The following is a 13,955-nucleotide window of genomic DNA, read 5'->3' as shown; positions in this document are numbered from 1 at the left end:
AGGAGACGAAACATGGCCGATCAGGAATTCCCCGGCTGGCATGGCACCACGATCATCGGCGTCCGCAAGGGCGGACAGGTGGTGGTCGCGGGCGACGGGCAGGTGAGCCTTGGCCAGACCGTGATCAAGGGCTCGGCCCGCAAGGTGCGGCGCCTGTCGCCGGGCGGCTCGGACGTGGTCTGCGGCTTTGCCGGCTCCACCGCGGATGCCTTCGCCCTGCTCGAGCGGCTCGAAGCCAAGCTCGAGAAGACCCCCGGCCAGCTGCAGCGTGCCTGCGTCGAGCTTGCCAAGGACTGGCGCACCGACAAGTACCTGCAGAAGCTCGAGGCGATGCTGATCGTCACCGACGGGCGCGAGCTCTACGTGATCACCGGCGCCGGCGATGTGCTCGAACCCGAGCATGACATCGCGGCGATCGGCTCGGGCGGCAACTTCGCCCTCGCCGCGGCGCGCGGCATGATGGACAGCGAGCGTTCGGCGGAAGAGATCGCCCGCCGCGCCATGAGCATCGCCGCCGATATCTGCGTCTACACCAACGGCAACCTCACCGTAGAGACCATTTCGGCCTGAGACGCCGCGAAAGGACCAACATGACCGACCTGACCCCCCGCGAGATCGTCTCGGAACTCGACCGTTTCATCATCGGCCAGCAGGATGCCAAGCGCGCCGTCTCGGTGGCGCTGCGCAACCGCTGGCGGCGCAAGCAGCTCAGCGAGGACCTGCGAGACGAGGTCTATCCGAAGAACATCCTTATGATCGGCCCCACCGGCGTCGGCAAGACCGAGATCTCGCGGCGGCTGGCGAAGCTCGCCAAGGCGCCGTTCATCAAGGTCGAGGCGACCAAGTTCACCGAGGTGGGCTATGTCGGGCGCGACGTCGAGCAGATCATCCGCGATCTGGCCGACAGCTCGATCGCGCTGACCCGCGAGCACATGCGCGAAGAGGTGAAGGCCGCCGCCCACAAGGCCGCCGAGGACCGGGTGATCGAGGCCATCGCCGGCACCGACGCGCGCGAGTCCACCCGCGAGATGTTCCGCAAGAAGCTGCGCAACGGTGAGCTCGACGGCACCGAGATCGAGCTCGACGTGGCCGAGACCGCCTCGCCCTTCCCGATGATGGAGATCCCCGGCCAGCCGGGTCAGGGCGGCATGGGCATGATGAACCTCTCCGAGATGTTCGGAAAGGCGTTCGGCGGCCGCACCACGCGCAAGAAGCTGACGGTGGCGGAAAGCTACGAGATCCTGATCCAGGAAGAGGCCGACAAGCTGCTCGACGACGAGGTGGTCAAGAAGGCTGCGCTCGAGGCGGTGGAGCAGAACGGCATCGTCTTCCTCGACGAGATCGACAAGGTGGCGGCGCGGCAGGAGACCCGCGGCGGCGATGTCTCCCGAGAGGGGGTGCAGCGCGACCTGCTGCCGCTGATCGAGGGCACCACGGTCTCGACCAAGCACGGCCCGGTCAAGACCGACCACATCCTGTTCATCGCCTCGGGTGCGTTCCACATCGCCAAGCCGTCGGACCTGCTGCCCGAGCTTCAGGGCCGCCTGCCGATCCGGGTGAACCTGCGGGCGCTGACCGAGGACGATTTCGTCCGCATCCTGACCGAGACCGACAACGCGCTGACGCGCCAGTACACCGCGCTGATGGCCACCGAGGAGGTCACGGTCGAGTTCACCGAAGACGGCATCCACGCGCTCGCCCGCATCGCCGCGCAGGTCAACGAGAGCGTCGAGAACATCGGCGCCCGCCGGCTCTACACGGTGATGGAGCGGGTCTTCGAGGAGCTGTCCTTCACCGCCCCCGACCGCGCCGGCGACAAGATCACGGTGGATGACGCCTTCGTCGAGACCTATCTCGGCGAGCTCACCCGCTCCGCCGACCTGAGCCGCTACGTGCTCTGACCCCCCTCCGAGAAGAGCGGCACCCCCGCTCTTCTCCCTTGCCCCGCGAAGCCGCCGCACCCCCGACGGGCTCCCGCCGAACCACGGCCCGCCCAACCGCTCCCCTCTTCTCTTCGTCAAAATACTCCCGCCGGAGGCGTCCCTCCCCTCGCCAAGACCGGCACAGCCGGGCGCCCGCCGAACCGCCGCCCGCCAAACCGCCCCCCTCTTCTCTTCGTCAAAAATACTCCCGCCGGAGGCGTCCCCCCCTCGCCAAGCCCGAGCCACCGCCGGGCTCCCACCGAACCGCCGCCCGCCACACCGCCCCCCTCTTCTCTTCGTCAAAAATACTCCCGCCGGAGGCGTCCCGCCCCTACCGCCGGCGCGGCGCTCTGGCTATCGTCGCCACGACATCCAAGGGAGGAGCCGCATGAAACGCTCGCGCATCAACGAGATCATCCGCGAAGGCGACGCCTTCATCCGCAGCCACGACTTCTGCCTGCCGCCCTTCGCCTATCTCTCGCCCGACGAGCTGCGCGCCGCCGAGCATGGCGAGATCAAGCGCCGCAACATGGGCTGGGACATCACCGATTACGGCGCCGGCGATTTCGACCGGATGGGGCTGTTTCTCTTCACCACCCGCAACGGCCTCAACGCCGATCTCGGCAAGCACAGCGCCATGCTCTACGCCGAGAAGATCATGATCTCGCGGCGCGACCAGCTCAGCCCCAATCACCGCCACGACATCAAAGTCGAGGACATCATCAACCGCGGTGGCGGCACGCTGGTGCTCGAGCTGTTCGCGGCGACGCCGGAGGGCGAAATCGACCGCCACGCGCCGGTGACGGTGCTCTGCGACGGCATGGAGCGTACGCTGCCTGCGGGCGGCCATCTGAAGCTCGATCCCGGCGAGTCGCTGACGCTCTTCCCGACCACGTGGCACGCCTTCTGGGGCGAGGGCAGCGATGTGCTGATCGGCGAGGTCTCGACGGTCAACGACGATCTCACCGACAACATCTTCGAGATGGAGATCGGCCGCTTCTCGGAGATCGAGGAAGACGAGCCGCCGCTGCACCTGCTGGTGTCGGACTACGCCGACAGGCTCTGAGCCTGCGGCGCGCGGCTCAGGCGCGCCACCAGCGTTCCGCGAAGCGGGCGTTGTCCATGGCCCAGAGCGCGCCGATGCGGCCCGGGGTGGCGATGCGGTCGCTATGGGCCTGCAGGTGGTTGGCAAAGACCGGCACCAGAAGCCCGCCCTCGTCGCGCAGGATCTGCTGCATCTCGCCATAGAGCGCCCGGCGCCGGGCGCTGTCGAGCGCGGCGCGCGCCTCGAGCAGCAGGGACTGGAAGCGCGGGCTTTGCGCCATGCCCCACTGGGTGTCGTTCCACGGTGCGCCCTCGCGCATCTGGGTCGAGAGCATCCAGTCCTCGGTGACCCGGCCCGACCACGCGCAGGCGCTGAAGGGCCGGTTGCGCCAGACCTCCGACCAGTAGCCGGCGCCCGGCTCGACCACCGGGGCGATGTCGATCCCGGCGGCGCCGGCGCTCTCGGCAAAGAGCTCCGCGGCCTCGTGGGCACCATCAAACGCCGCGTCCGAGACCGAAAGCGGCAGGGTCAGGCGCGACAGCCCGGCCTGCCTGAGGTGATGCCGGGCGCGGTCGGGATCATAGGCCGGCACCGCGAGATCGGCGGTGTACTGGTTGGCGGGCCCGAGCGGGCTGTCTGCGCCGATGCGGCCGTGCCCCAGCAGCACCCGGTCGAGGATCGCCTGCCGGTCGATGGCGTGTTTCAGCGCCTGCCGGATGTGCAGCGCGTCGAAGGGCGCGGCGCCGGTCTGCATGGCAAAGCCGTAATACTGGTTGCCGGGGATGTCCTGCAGCCGCAGGCTCGGCTCGGCTCGAAGCCGTGCGGCGCGCTGCGGCGCCACGCGGCTGATGGTGTCGACCTGCCCGCTGCGCAGCGCCGCCACCCGCGCGGCGCCGTCATTCATCGCGTAGAGCTCGATCTGATCGAACCAGCCCGCCTGCCCGTCCTTGTAATGGCCCGCGACCCGCCGCCCGATGAAGCGCCGGCCCGGCTCGAAGTGCTCGACCCGGTAGAGCCCGGTGCCGATGCCCTGCGCGATGGCCGCGTCGGTCTGGTCGGCCGGGTAGATCAGCAGGTGATAATCGGCGAGCAGGTAGGGGAAATCGGCATTGCCCTCGGCCAGGGTGAACCGCAGGCGGTGATCCGAGAGCCGCTCCATCCGGGCGATGGTCTCGACCAGCGGGCGTGCGCCCGAGGCGGTGCCGGGCGCGAGGTGCAGGTTGAGCGAGGCGATCACGTCGCGCGCGGTGAAGGGCGTGCCGTTGTGAAAGCGCACGCCTTCGCGCAGCGTCACGGTCCAGATGCGGGCATCGGCGCTGGCCTCCCAGCCGGTGGCCAGCTCGCCGCGCAGCGAGCCGTCGGCGGCCACCTCGGTCAGCGTGTCGAAGACCGCGCCCTGCGCTGCCGCGATCATGAAGAGGTCGGAATGGGACCTCGCATCCCAGCTGTCGCCCGGATGCGCCCCGCCGAGCCCGGCGCGTAGCGTGCCACCCGAGCGGGCCGGCGCGGCGGCCACGCCGGACGCGCCCAGCACCGCGGCGGCGAGGGCTGTCTGGATCAGGCGACGGCGTTTGAAGCCACTCATGGGACGGTCGGTCTTTCCTGCGTTGCAACGGCGAGTCCCTGCAGTCTCGCCTGCGGCTGGCCGAGATTAAACCCCGGCGCTGTCCTGTAAACCCTCTTGCTCGGCAATCTGGTCCATCACGCGCACAAGTTCGGCACTGATCCCCGGCTCGGACAGCGCATGGCCGGCGTTGCGGATCATCCGCAGATCGGCGTCGGGCCAGGCCTGCGCCAGCTCCCAGGCACGTCTGGGCGGGCAGATCATGTCATAGCGGCCCTGCACGATGACGCCGGGGATGCCGTGCAGCCGGTCGACATTGTTGAGGATCCAGCCATCTTCCTCGAGGAAGCCCTCGTTGACGAAATAGTGGTTCTCGAGCCGCGCGAAGGCGCGGGCGTAATCGCCGGGCGCATCGCCACCCGAGCCGTTGGAATAGACCGAGGCCAGCGCGTTCTCCCAGCTCGACCAGGCCCTGGCAAAGCGGGTCTCTTCGCGGATGTCGCCCGAGAACAGCCGCCGGTGATAGGCGCCGATCAGGTCGCCGCGCTCGTCTTCCGGGATCAGCTCGGAGAAGCGCGCCCACGGCTCGGGCCAGAACTGGCCGGCGCCACCGCCATAGAACCAGTCAAGCTCGGTGCGGGTCATCATGAACACGCCGCGCAGCACGAGATTGCGCACCCGCTCGGGGTGGCTGATGCCGTAGATCAGCGCCAGCGTCGCGCCCCAGCTGCCGCCGAACACGATGAACCGCTCGATCCCGAGGGTCTCGCGGATGCGCTCGATATCGGAGACGAGGTGCCACGTGGTGTTGTCGGTGACGCTGGCGTGGGGCCGCGAGCGACCGCAGCCGCGCTGGTCGAACAGCACGACCCGGAACACGCGCGGATCGAAGTAGCGTCGCATCCCCGGCGAGCAGCCCCCGCCCGGGCCGCCATGCAGCACGATCACCGGAATGCCGCGTGGATTTCCGCATTGTTCGACATAGATCTTGTGTCCGTCCCCCATGTCGATCATGCGTTGATCGAAGGGGTCGATGGACGGGTAGAGATACTGCACTGCGCGCTTTGGGCCCGGGTATTTGTCCATGTTCCATCTATATTAACAGCGACACCCAAAAGACCATGGGGAAAAACGACCGATGACCGAAACCGTCGACCCGAGCGAAATCGCGAAATTCGAGGCCATGGCCGCCGAGTGGTGGGACCCGAACGGCAAGTTCAAACCGCTGCACATGATGAACCCGGTGCGGCTCGACTACATCACCCGGCAGATCGCGGGCGAGTATGACCGCGACCTCTCTGCGGCGAAGCCGTTCGAGGGGCTGCGCATCGTCGATATCGGCTGCGGCGGAGGGCTGCTCTGCGAGCCGATGGCGCGGCTCGGGGCCGAGGTCGTGGGCGTCGACGCCGCCGAGCGCAACATTCCCGTCGCACGTCTTCATGCCGAGCAGTCGGAGCTCGAGATCGACTACCGTCACACCACCGCCGAGGCGCTGGCCGCGGAGAACGAGCTTTTCGACGTGGTGATCAACATGGAAGTGGTCGAGCACGTGGCCAGCCCGCTGGCCTACCTCAAGGCCTGTCAGGCGCTGCTGAAGCCCAGCGGGCTGCATCTTTGCTCGACCATCAACCGCAATCCCAAGAGCTTCGCGATGGCCATTGTCGGCGCGGAATGGGTGATGCGCTGGCTGCCCAAGGGCACGCATGAATGGTCGAAGTTCATCACGCCCGACGAGCTGTTCGATCTGCTGCGGCAGGCGGGACTCGAACCGGTGGACCGCAAGGGCTACGTGTTCAACCCGGTCAGCTGGACCTGGAAGATCTCGGACCGCGACCTGTCGGTGAACTACGTGACGGCGGCGATCAAGCCGGAGGCGGCGGCATGGGCGTGATCCCCGAGGGGCACACGCTCTTCGTGGTCGATATCGACTATATCGTGCCCTTCGAGCAGATCGAGCCGGTGCTCGAGCCGCACATGGCCTTCGTCAAGCAGGGCTATGCGGACGGGCATTTCCTGTGCTCGGGGCCGAAAAACCCGCGCACCGGCGGCATCGTCATCGCCATCGGCAGGTCGCTTGCCGCCGTCGAGGCGCTGATGGCCGAGGATCCGTTCGTGACCGAAGGTGTCGTGAAGGTGCAGATCACCGAATTCGCCGCCTCGAACCGGCATCCGGCCCTCGCCTGAGCCGGCGCCGGCCTAGTCCGCCTCAAGCTTGAGGCGCAGCTCGCGCAGGACCGGCAGCGCGGCGCGCACCTTCTCGGCCCCAAGCTCTCCCACCATCTCGGCAATCACCGGCGCCATCGCCGCCAGCGCCGCCTCGCGGGCGCGCTGGCCCGCCGGGCTGATCGCGACCATCTTGCGCCGGGCATCGTCCCAGTCGGGACGGATGTGCACGTAGCCGGCAATCTCGAGCTTGGTCAGCGTGTTGGTCATCGCCCCACGGGTGACGTGAAAGCTGCGCGCCAGCTGCGCCGGCGTGCGCTCTTCCTGCACCCGCGCGAGGTGGTTCAGCACCGAGAAGTGCGAGATCTCCATCTTGTTCGGAAGCACCCGCGTCAGCCGGTTGCGAAGCAGCTGATCGGCCATCAGAAGCTCGCTGAACAGCGAGATGGCAAGCGCGTTCTGGGACTCGGTCATTCCGGTACGATGAGATCTGAACAGTGGGTCATGGGCGGGGTCCGGTACTTCTGACCCCCGGGCCACCGGAGGTCAATAGAGAGTGTCGCCGCCGCGACACAGGCTCAGCCCGCCAGAAGCGCGTCGAGCTTGCCCGCGCGCTCGAGTGCGTAGAGCTCATCGCAGCCGCCCACATGGGTCTCGCCGATGAAGATCTGCGGCACCGTGCGGCCGCCATTGGCGCGCTGTGTCATCTCGGCGCGACGCTTGGGTTCCTGCATCACGTCGATCTCGGTGAACGCGGCGTTCTTCTGGGTCAGCAGACGCTTCGCGGCGTGACAGAAGCCGCAGATGGGGGTGGTGTAGATCTCGATCGCTGGCATGTCTGGTCCTTCCGGTTGCACTGGAATTTAGGTCTGATCTAGGTGTCCTTGACCACCCGCGCCAGTGTGCAGACGCAAACATCGGCTGCGCCGGCCTCCAGACAGGCCTCGGTCGCCGCCGAGAGCGTCGCCCCGGAGGTCATCACGTCGTCGACCAGAAGCACCGGGCGATCGCGCAACAGCCCGCCGCGCTTCGGGTCGGCGGCGATCGCGTCCGAAAGCGTGCGGAACCGCTCCTCCCGCCCACGACCGTCGAGCACCGGGGTGTGTCGGTGGCGGCGCAGGGCGTCGGGGCACCACTCGAGGTCCAGCGCCTCTGCCACGCCCTGCGCCAGCAGCGCCGACTGGTTGAAACGCCGCCGCAGGTGGCGGCGCAGGTGCAGCGGTATCGGCACCACGAGCGTGCCTGCCCCCGTCAATGGCCGCGCGCGGGTCGCCATCCAGACAGCCGCCGCGGCGGCGATGTCGTGGCGGTCTCCGTGTTTCAGCATCAGAACCAGCGTGCGGCCCCTGTCGCGATAGGCCAGCGCCGCCGCGCCCTCCCGCCAGGGGGGCGGCGAGGCGAGGCAGGCGTCGCAATGCTCTGCCCGGTCCGACACACCGGGCAGCGGCACGCCGCAGCTGGCGCAGACAAGGCCGGACAGGAACGGCGTGTCGCGCCAGCACGCCGCGCAGAGGCCGAAATCGCTCTCCACCAGCCCGCCGCAGATCAGGCAGCGTGGCGGATAGAACATCCGCAGCAGCGTTTGCATGGTGTCTCGCATCGGTCTACCTACTCTGCATGCCCAGCCCAGCCCCCCTCACCGACCGCACCGCCCTTGCCCGTCACCGCGCCCGCGCGGCCGGCGATCCGGCCCTGTTCCTGCACGAGGCCGCCCGCGAGGAGGTGCAGGATCGTCTGCTCGTGGTTAACAGGAGCTTTACGTCGCCCGCCGTGGTGACGCCCGTCCCGCAGGTCTGGGAGGGGATGCTGCCGGGGCTGAAGCTGCTGCCGGACGACGAGGTGCTCGATCTCGAGGAAGGCGCGCATGATCTCGTGGTGCACGCAATGGCGTTGCACTGGGCCAACGATCCGGTGGGGCAGCTGGTGCAGGCGCGCCGGGCGCTGAAGCCCGACGGGCTGCTTCTGGCGCTGTGCTTCGGCGGCCAGACCCTGCACGAACTGCGCGCAGCCCTCGGGCAGGCCGAGATCGAGGTCACCGGCGGGCTGTCGCCCCGGGTCGCGCCGATGGGAGAGATCCGCGACCTCGGCGGGCTGCTGCAACGCGCCGGGCTGGCGCTGCCGGTGGCGGACAGCTTCACCCTCAGCGCCAGCTACGCCTCGGCGCTGCACCTGATGCGCGACCTGCGCGCCATGGGAGAGACCAACGCGCTCACGGGCCGGCTGCGGCGCCCCACGCGCCGCGCGGTGATGCTGCGCGCCGCGGCGCTCTATACCGAGAGCTTCGGCGATGCCGAGGGCCGCGTGCCAGCCAGTTTCGAGATCGTCGCCCTCACCGGCTGGGCCCCGGACGCGAGCCAGCAAAAGCCGCTGCGGCCGGGCTCTGCGGCGCATCGTCTCTCCGACGCATTGAATACAAGGGAAACGCCTCTGGAAGATTGAATCATTCCAGACGTGCGATACCTAAGCGAAGTTATCAGGGACAGACTCAGGACAGGACCATGCTCGACGCCACCGATACAGCCCAGCGCCCGGCGCACGCCCCGGCAGACCATCCCAAGGTCGCTGCCCCAAAGGTAGGCATACTGCTCGCGAATCTCGGCACGCCGGACCACTACTCCTACTGGCCGATGCGGCGCTACCTGAACGAATTCCTCTCGGACAAGCGGGTGATCGACTACCCGTCGTGGAAATGGCAGCCGCTGCTGCAGACCGTGATCCTCGGCAAGCGGCCGTTCAGCTCGGGCGCCAACTACAAGTCGATCTGGAACGAGGAGCTCAACGAGAGCCCCCTGATGACGATCACCAAGAAGCAGACCGCCGCCATCGCCGCGAAGATGCAGGCGCGCTACGGCGATCAGGTGATGGTCGATTTCTGCATGCGCTACGGCAACCCCTCGACCAAATCCAAGGTCGAGGCGATGGCCGCGGCGGGCTGCCGCAAGATCCTGTTCTTCCCGCTTTATCCGCAATATGCCGGGGCGACGTCGGCCACCGCGAACGACCAGTTCTTCCGCGCCCTGATGGAGGAAACCTGGCAGCCCACCGCGCGGGTGGTCGACCCCTATTTCGAGCATCCGCAGTATATCGAGGCGCTGGCCCAGTCGGTCGAGCGCGGCTATGCCGCGGTCGAGGACAAGCCCGACATCCTCGTGGTGAGCTATCACGGGATGCCCAAGCGCTACCTGATGCAGGGCGACCCCTATCACTGCCAGTGCCAGAAGACGACGCGCCTGCTGCGCGAGCGGCTGGGCTGGGACGACACCCGGATCACCACCACTTTCCAGTCGGTCTTTGGCCCAGAGGAATGGCTGCAGCCCTACACCGTCGACCACGTGGCCGAGCTTGCCCGGCAGGGCAAGAAGAAGATCGCGGTGATTGCGCCGGCCTTCTCGGCCGATTGCATCGAGACGCTGGAAGAGATCAACGAAGAGATCAAGGAATCCTTCGAGCACGCCGGCGGCGAGCAATTCACCTATATTCCCTGCCTCAACGATAACCCGGCGCATGTGGATGCGCTGTCGGCGGTGATCGAGGAAAACCTCGGCGGCTGGCTCTCCTGAGCCGCCGCACCTGTCGCGGCAGATCTTTCAGGCAAAAGAAAAAGGCGGCGCCATTGGCACCGCCTTTTCCTTGTTCGTTCGCTGGAAGCGATCAGTCAGCCGAAACGGCCGCTGCCACCACTGCGATCAGGATCAGCGGGATCAGGATGCCAGCGGAGGACGAGCTTTGCTGAGCTTCTTCCACGACAACAACGGGTTCCATGACCACGTCGTCCTTGGCGTAGGAGCCGGCCATTGCGGTCGATGCGGTGGCTGCGAGCACTGCTGCGAGAGCGATCTTTTTCATGTTTTTCTCCAGTTATTCGCCTGCCGCGCGAATAATTGCACGACAAGCACCCAAGTCTTACCTCGTCTTTCCGTCTAAGCAGCGATTTCAAAAAATTGCAATATTAAGCTCTTGACAGACTCGCCTGCTGCATTTTCAGGCGTCAAATAAGCAACACTTGGGTGCCGACCGTCGCCATCTGGTAAAGCGCTTCGACATGCTCGTTATACAGTCCGATGCAGCCATTCGACGACCGCCGACCGATCTTGCGCGTGTCATGGGTGCCGTGGATGCGGTAGTAGGTCCAGCTCAGGTGCATGGCGCGGGTGCCAAGCGGGTTGTCCGGGCCGGGTCCGACATAGTCAGGCCATTCCGGGTTGCGCTTCTTCATCGACGGGGTCGGGCGCCAGTCGGGCTGGGGGTCCTTCAGCGTGATCCGGGTGCGGCCACGACGGGTCAGGTCCTCGGTCAGCGGCACCGAGCAGGGATAGAGATGGTAGGTTCCGTTCGCTTCCCAGAAGTGCAGCGCCCGCGAGGTGATATCGACCAGGATCGCGCCATTGTTCAGGTTCGAGAAATACGGCTGCCAGTCCAGCGTCCGAAAGCTCGAGATATTGCGGCGCGTCGCGGTCGAGATATTGCGCTCGATCTCGGTGGTGCCGGTGTTCACATCCTGGGCCAGGGCCGGGGACGCGATCATTGCTGCGCTGCCGGCCAGAAACGCCCGGCGGCCAAAACCATTCTGTGGCATTTTCCCAATGTCCTCGTCTTGCAAAACGAAAAGCCCCATACGGGGCATTAACGACTATGATACCGTGTCCCCGCTAGTGCCGTAAAGCCTCACTCGCCCCGCCAAGAGGGCCAGAACGGCGTTATCACGGCGTTGTGCGTTTGATTAGGGACGCACCGAAAGGTATTGCGGTCGGGATCACGAACAACAATTTCAGGCAGAAAACATGCACAGACGCGCGTTTCTAAGTGTTGCCACAGCGTTGTTGGTCGCGTCCTGCGGCCCGACCATCACTCAACCCACCATCGGCCCGGACGGAAAGCCGCTGCCGCGCATGTATCAGATCCCGGCGGGATCCGAGGGAAAGATCGAGTACAGCATGCTCGATTCGGTCAATGCCCTGCGCCAGGCGGCCGGCGCTCCGCCGCTGCAGCTCGACCCGAAGCTCAACGCCGCCGCCGCGACCCACTCGCGCGACATGGCGGTGCAGAACCGGCCGTGGCATTTCGGCTCCGACGGCTCCTCGCCGATCGACCGGGTGCAGCGCGTGGGCTATTCCGGCCGGCTCGTGGGCGAGAACATCTCGGAAACCTACGAGACCGAGCTCGAGACCCTCGCCGCCTGGATGGAAGAGCCGGCGACGCGCAACGTGATCCTCGATGCCAGCGCGCGCGACATGGGCTTTGCCTGGCACCAGGAGAACAACGGCAAGATCTGGTGGACCATGGTCACCGGCGCGCCGGGCATGTCTTCGACCCCGGGCGGGGTCGAAGTGGCCAGCAACGGCTTCTGATCGCCTGACGATCCCTGCCGATCACCTGGTAATGGTGATCGGCGTCCCGGTCTTCACCATCGCATAGATATGTTCGATCTGCTCGTCGCTCACGGCGATGCAGCCCCATGTCCAGTCGACGGAGTTGCCCTTGGTCATCCAGTCGCCACCGCCAAGCCGCTTGCGATCCTTAGGCGGCCCGCCATGGATGAAGATGTCCCCGCCCGGGCTCTTGCCCACCGCGTGCGCGAAGGCACGGTCGTTGGGGTTGGGATAGGAAATCCCGAGACTCAGGTGGAAGTTCGAGTCCGGGTTGCGCCGGTCGATGAAATACAGCCCCTCCGGCGTCTTGCCATCGCCTTCGAACTGCTTGTGACCCTCGGGCTGGAAGCCCAGCCCGATGTCGTAGCTTTTCAGCACCCGGTCATGGTGAAGGAGGTACATCCTGCGCTGGCTCTTCTTGACCACCACATGAGTCACCTCGGGACCGTTGTAGGTCCGGAATTTACTGCTGCTGCACGCAGCGAGCCCGATCGCCATAACGATCAGGAAAACTAGCCTGAATACCCGCATTTATCCGCTCGCTCATTTGCCTTTGGCATTATTCTTGCGGCCACAGCTATAGCGCAAAAATCGCCTTCGGCATAGCTGCGAGATGCGTGCGCTCACATGTCAGGCCTCAGCGTGGCGAAAACTCGCAACCAGTTCGACGTGGGTGGACCAGCGGAACTGGTCGACCACCTGAAGCCAGTCCATAACGTAGCCCGCCGCATCCAGCGTGGCGGCGTCGCGGGCGAAGGTCACCGGGTTGCACGACACGAAGGCGATGCGCGGAATGCCGGTGCGGGCCAGCTCGGCGACCTGCGCCTCGGCGCCGGCGCGCGGCGGATCGATCACCGCGGCATCGAATCGCTCGAGGTCTTCGGGCAGGAGCGGGTTGCGGAACAGGTCGCGCACTTCGTGGGTCACGTGCTTGAGGCCCTCGGCCATGCGCCAGCCCTTGTCGAGCGCCGCGGTCATGCCCTTGTCGCCCTCAACCGCGTGCACGCGCATGTCCTCCGCCAGAGGCAGCGCGAAGGTGCCGCACCCGGCGAACAGGTCGACCACGTGGCGCGCGCCCTTCACCGCCTCGCACACACCGGCGAGCAGCGCCGCCTCGCCCTCGGGCGTGGCCTGCAGGAAGGCGCCGGGCGGCGGCACCACGTCGGCGCGGCCCATGCGCTGGGTCGGCGGGCGGCGCGTCAGCGCCACCTCGTCGCCCCACGCGACGCGGGCAACGTCGTGCTCACGCGCCAGATCGGCAAGGTCGGACTGCAGCTGCGCATCGAGCGGCTTGCCGCCGCTCACCGCCACGTCGAGCCCATCGAGGCTTTTCGTCACCAACACCGACAGCTCGCCCTTGCGGCTCGAGCCCAGCACCGCCAGCGACTCGACCAGCGGCAGCGCCGCGGCCAGCTTGGGATCGACCAGCAGGCAATCGGGCACCGACACGATCACGTCCGAGCCCTTCATGTGGAACCCGGCCAGAGCGCCCTTCTTGGTGCGCCGGGCCGAAAACGCGGCGCGGCGACGGCTCTGCGGCGACGAGGTCGCGATGGGGCGGAACGGCGCCTCGAGCGCATGGGCCGAGAGCGCGTGGCGCACCACGCCGACCTTCCAGTCGGCGACGAACGCGTCATGCGCGTGTTGCAACTGGCAGCCGCCGCAGCTTTTCGCATGGCGGCACGGCGCCTTCACCCGCTGATCCGAGGGCGTGAGGATTCGCGGCGCCGCCATGACGCCCTTTTCTATCTCGCCCTCGACAACCTCGCCGGGGAGCGTGCCGGGCACGAAAACGGGGCCCGGCGCAATGCCGTCCCCCTGATGCCCGAGCCGTTCGATCGTAACCTGTTCCATGCCGAGCCTCATGCCCCGATCCGGGGGGCCGAGGCAAG

General features: G+C 66.9%; 17 protein-coding genes. 8 read left to right on the top strand and 9 right to left on the bottom strand.

The window, feature by feature from the left end:
* The first annotated feature begins 12 nt into the window (after positions 1–12).
* The 3 genes from hslV to LCM15_RS11220 all read left to right on the top strand — a co-directional run bounded on the left by hslV (position 13) and on the right by LCM15_RS11220 (position 2,988).
* Complete coding sequence (gene hslV / locus LCM15_RS11230; RefSeq protein ID WP_224856373.1) at positions 13–570, top strand: ATP-dependent protease subunit HslV; 558 nt, start codon at positions 13–15, stop codon at positions 568–570.
* A 20-nt stretch (positions 571–590) separates the two neighbouring features.
* A complete protein-coding gene (gene hslU, locus LCM15_RS11225) occupies positions 591–1,901 on the top strand; it encodes an ATP-dependent protease ATPase subunit HslU (protein WP_224856371.1) in 1,311 nt (436 codons plus the stop codon).
* Positions 1,902–2,310: 409 nt separating this feature from the next.
* The gene (locus LCM15_RS11220; RefSeq protein WP_224856369.1) at positions 2,311–2,988 is read left to right on the top strand and encodes a D-lyxose/D-mannose family sugar isomerase; all 678 of its coding nucleotides are present in this window, start codon (positions 2,311–2,313) and stop codon (positions 2,986–2,988) included.
* A gap of 16 nt (positions 2,989–3,004) precedes the next feature.
* Here the strand turns inward: LCM15_RS11220 and LCM15_RS11215 are convergent, their stop codons facing one another.
* Positions 3,005–4,552 (bottom strand): ABC transporter substrate-binding protein, encoded by a 1,548-nt coding sequence (locus tag LCM15_RS11215; RefSeq protein ID WP_224856367.1) that lies wholly within the window; start codon positions 4,550–4,552, stop codon positions 3,005–3,007.
* Between the two features lie 66 nt (positions 4,553–4,618).
* Positions 4,619–5,617 carry a prolyl aminopeptidase gene (gene pip, locus LCM15_RS11210; protein WP_224856365.1) on the bottom strand — a complete coding sequence of 333 codons (999 nt, stop codon included), beginning with the start codon at positions 5,615–5,617 and terminating at the stop codon, positions 4,619–4,621.
* A 52-nt stretch (positions 5,618–5,669) separates the two neighbouring features.
* Here pip and ubiG point away from each other — a divergent pair, with 52 nt between their 5' ends.
* Entirely contained in the window at positions 5,670–6,422 is a 753-nt protein-coding gene (ubiG, locus tag LCM15_RS11205) for a bifunctional 2-polyprenyl-6-hydroxyphenol methylase/3-demethylubiquinol 3-O-methyltransferase UbiG (protein ID WP_224856363.1), read from the top strand.
* Positions 6,413–6,715 (top strand): YciI family protein, encoded by a 303-nt coding sequence (locus LCM15_RS11200; RefSeq protein WP_224856361.1) that lies wholly within the window; start codon positions 6,413–6,415, stop codon positions 6,713–6,715. The genes ubiG and LCM15_RS11200 overlap by 10 nt, the downstream gene beginning before the upstream one ends.
* A 12-nt stretch (positions 6,716–6,727) precedes the next feature.
* Here the strand turns inward: LCM15_RS11200 and LCM15_RS11195 are convergent, their stop codons facing one another.
* The 3 genes from LCM15_RS11195 to LCM15_RS11185 form a co-directional block, all read right to left on the bottom strand.
* Positions 6,728–7,168 carry a MarR family winged helix-turn-helix transcriptional regulator gene (locus LCM15_RS11195; protein ID WP_224856359.1) on the bottom strand — a complete coding sequence of 147 codons (441 nt, stop codon included), beginning with the start codon at positions 7,166–7,168 and terminating at the stop codon, positions 6,728–6,730.
* A gap of 104 nt (positions 7,169–7,272) precedes the next feature.
* Positions 7,273–7,530, bottom strand: coding sequence for a glutaredoxin 3 (grxC, locus tag LCM15_RS11190; RefSeq protein ID WP_224856357.1), 258 nt, complete (start codon positions 7,528–7,530; stop codon positions 7,273–7,275).
* A gap of 38 nt (positions 7,531–7,568) precedes the next feature.
* Positions 7,569–8,294, bottom strand: a complete 726-nt coding sequence (locus LCM15_RS11185) for a ComF family protein (protein ID WP_224856355.1) — start codon at positions 8,292–8,294, stop codon at positions 7,569–7,571.
* A gap of 17 nt (positions 8,295–8,311) precedes the next feature.
* Here LCM15_RS11185 and LCM15_RS11180 point away from each other — a divergent pair, with 17 nt between their 5' ends.
* Positions 8,312–9,133, top strand: coding sequence for a methyltransferase domain-containing protein (locus LCM15_RS11180; protein WP_224856353.1), 822 nt, complete (start codon positions 8,312–8,314; stop codon positions 9,131–9,133).
* A gap of 59 nt (positions 9,134–9,192) precedes the next feature.
* Positions 9,193–10,254: a ferrochelatase gene (hemH, locus tag LCM15_RS11175; RefSeq protein WP_224856351.1), complete on the top strand. Its 1,062-nt coding sequence runs from the start codon at positions 9,193–9,195 to the stop codon at positions 10,252–10,254.
* Between the two features lie 91 nt (positions 10,255–10,345).
* Here hemH and LCM15_RS11170 read toward each other — a convergent pair whose 3' ends face one another.
* Entirely contained in the window at positions 10,346–10,540 is a 195-nt protein-coding gene (locus LCM15_RS11170; RefSeq protein ID WP_224856349.1) for a ferrochelatase, read from the bottom strand.
* Positions 10,541–10,682: 142 nt separating this feature from the next.
* The gene (locus LCM15_RS11165) at positions 10,683–11,270 is read right to left on the bottom strand and encodes a L,D-transpeptidase (protein WP_224856347.1); all 588 of its coding nucleotides are present in this window, start codon (positions 11,268–11,270) and stop codon (positions 10,683–10,685) included.
* A gap of 205 nt (positions 11,271–11,475) precedes the next feature.
* Between LCM15_RS11165 and LCM15_RS11160 the strand changes: the two genes are divergently transcribed.
* Positions 11,476–12,042, top strand: a complete 567-nt coding sequence (locus tag LCM15_RS11160) for a CAP domain-containing protein (RefSeq protein WP_224856345.1) — start codon at positions 11,476–11,478, stop codon at positions 12,040–12,042.
* 21 nt (positions 12,043–12,063) lie between these two features.
* On the opposite strand, the gene LCM15_RS11155 is transcribed toward LCM15_RS11160, so the two are convergent.
* Both LCM15_RS11155 and LCM15_RS11150 read right to left on the bottom strand, forming a co-directional pair.
* Positions 12,064–12,594: a L,D-transpeptidase family protein gene (locus LCM15_RS11155; RefSeq protein ID WP_224856343.1), complete on the bottom strand. Its 531-nt coding sequence runs from the start codon at positions 12,592–12,594 to the stop codon at positions 12,064–12,066.
* A 99-nt stretch (positions 12,595–12,693) separates the two neighbouring features.
* Entirely contained in the window at positions 12,694–13,917 is a 1,224-nt protein-coding gene (locus LCM15_RS11150; protein WP_224856342.1) for a class I SAM-dependent RNA methyltransferase, read from the bottom strand.
* Positions 13,918–13,955 lie beyond the last annotated feature (38 nt).

Origin of the sequence: Salipiger bermudensis (assembly GCF_020171625.1) — a bacterium.
Classification (GTDB): domain Bacteria; phylum Pseudomonadota; class Alphaproteobacteria; order Rhodobacterales; family Rhodobacteraceae; genus Salipiger; species Salipiger bermudensis_B.
The sequence above is the reverse complement of the archived record's forward strand: the minus strand, read 5'-3'. Positions and strand labels throughout refer to the sequence as shown.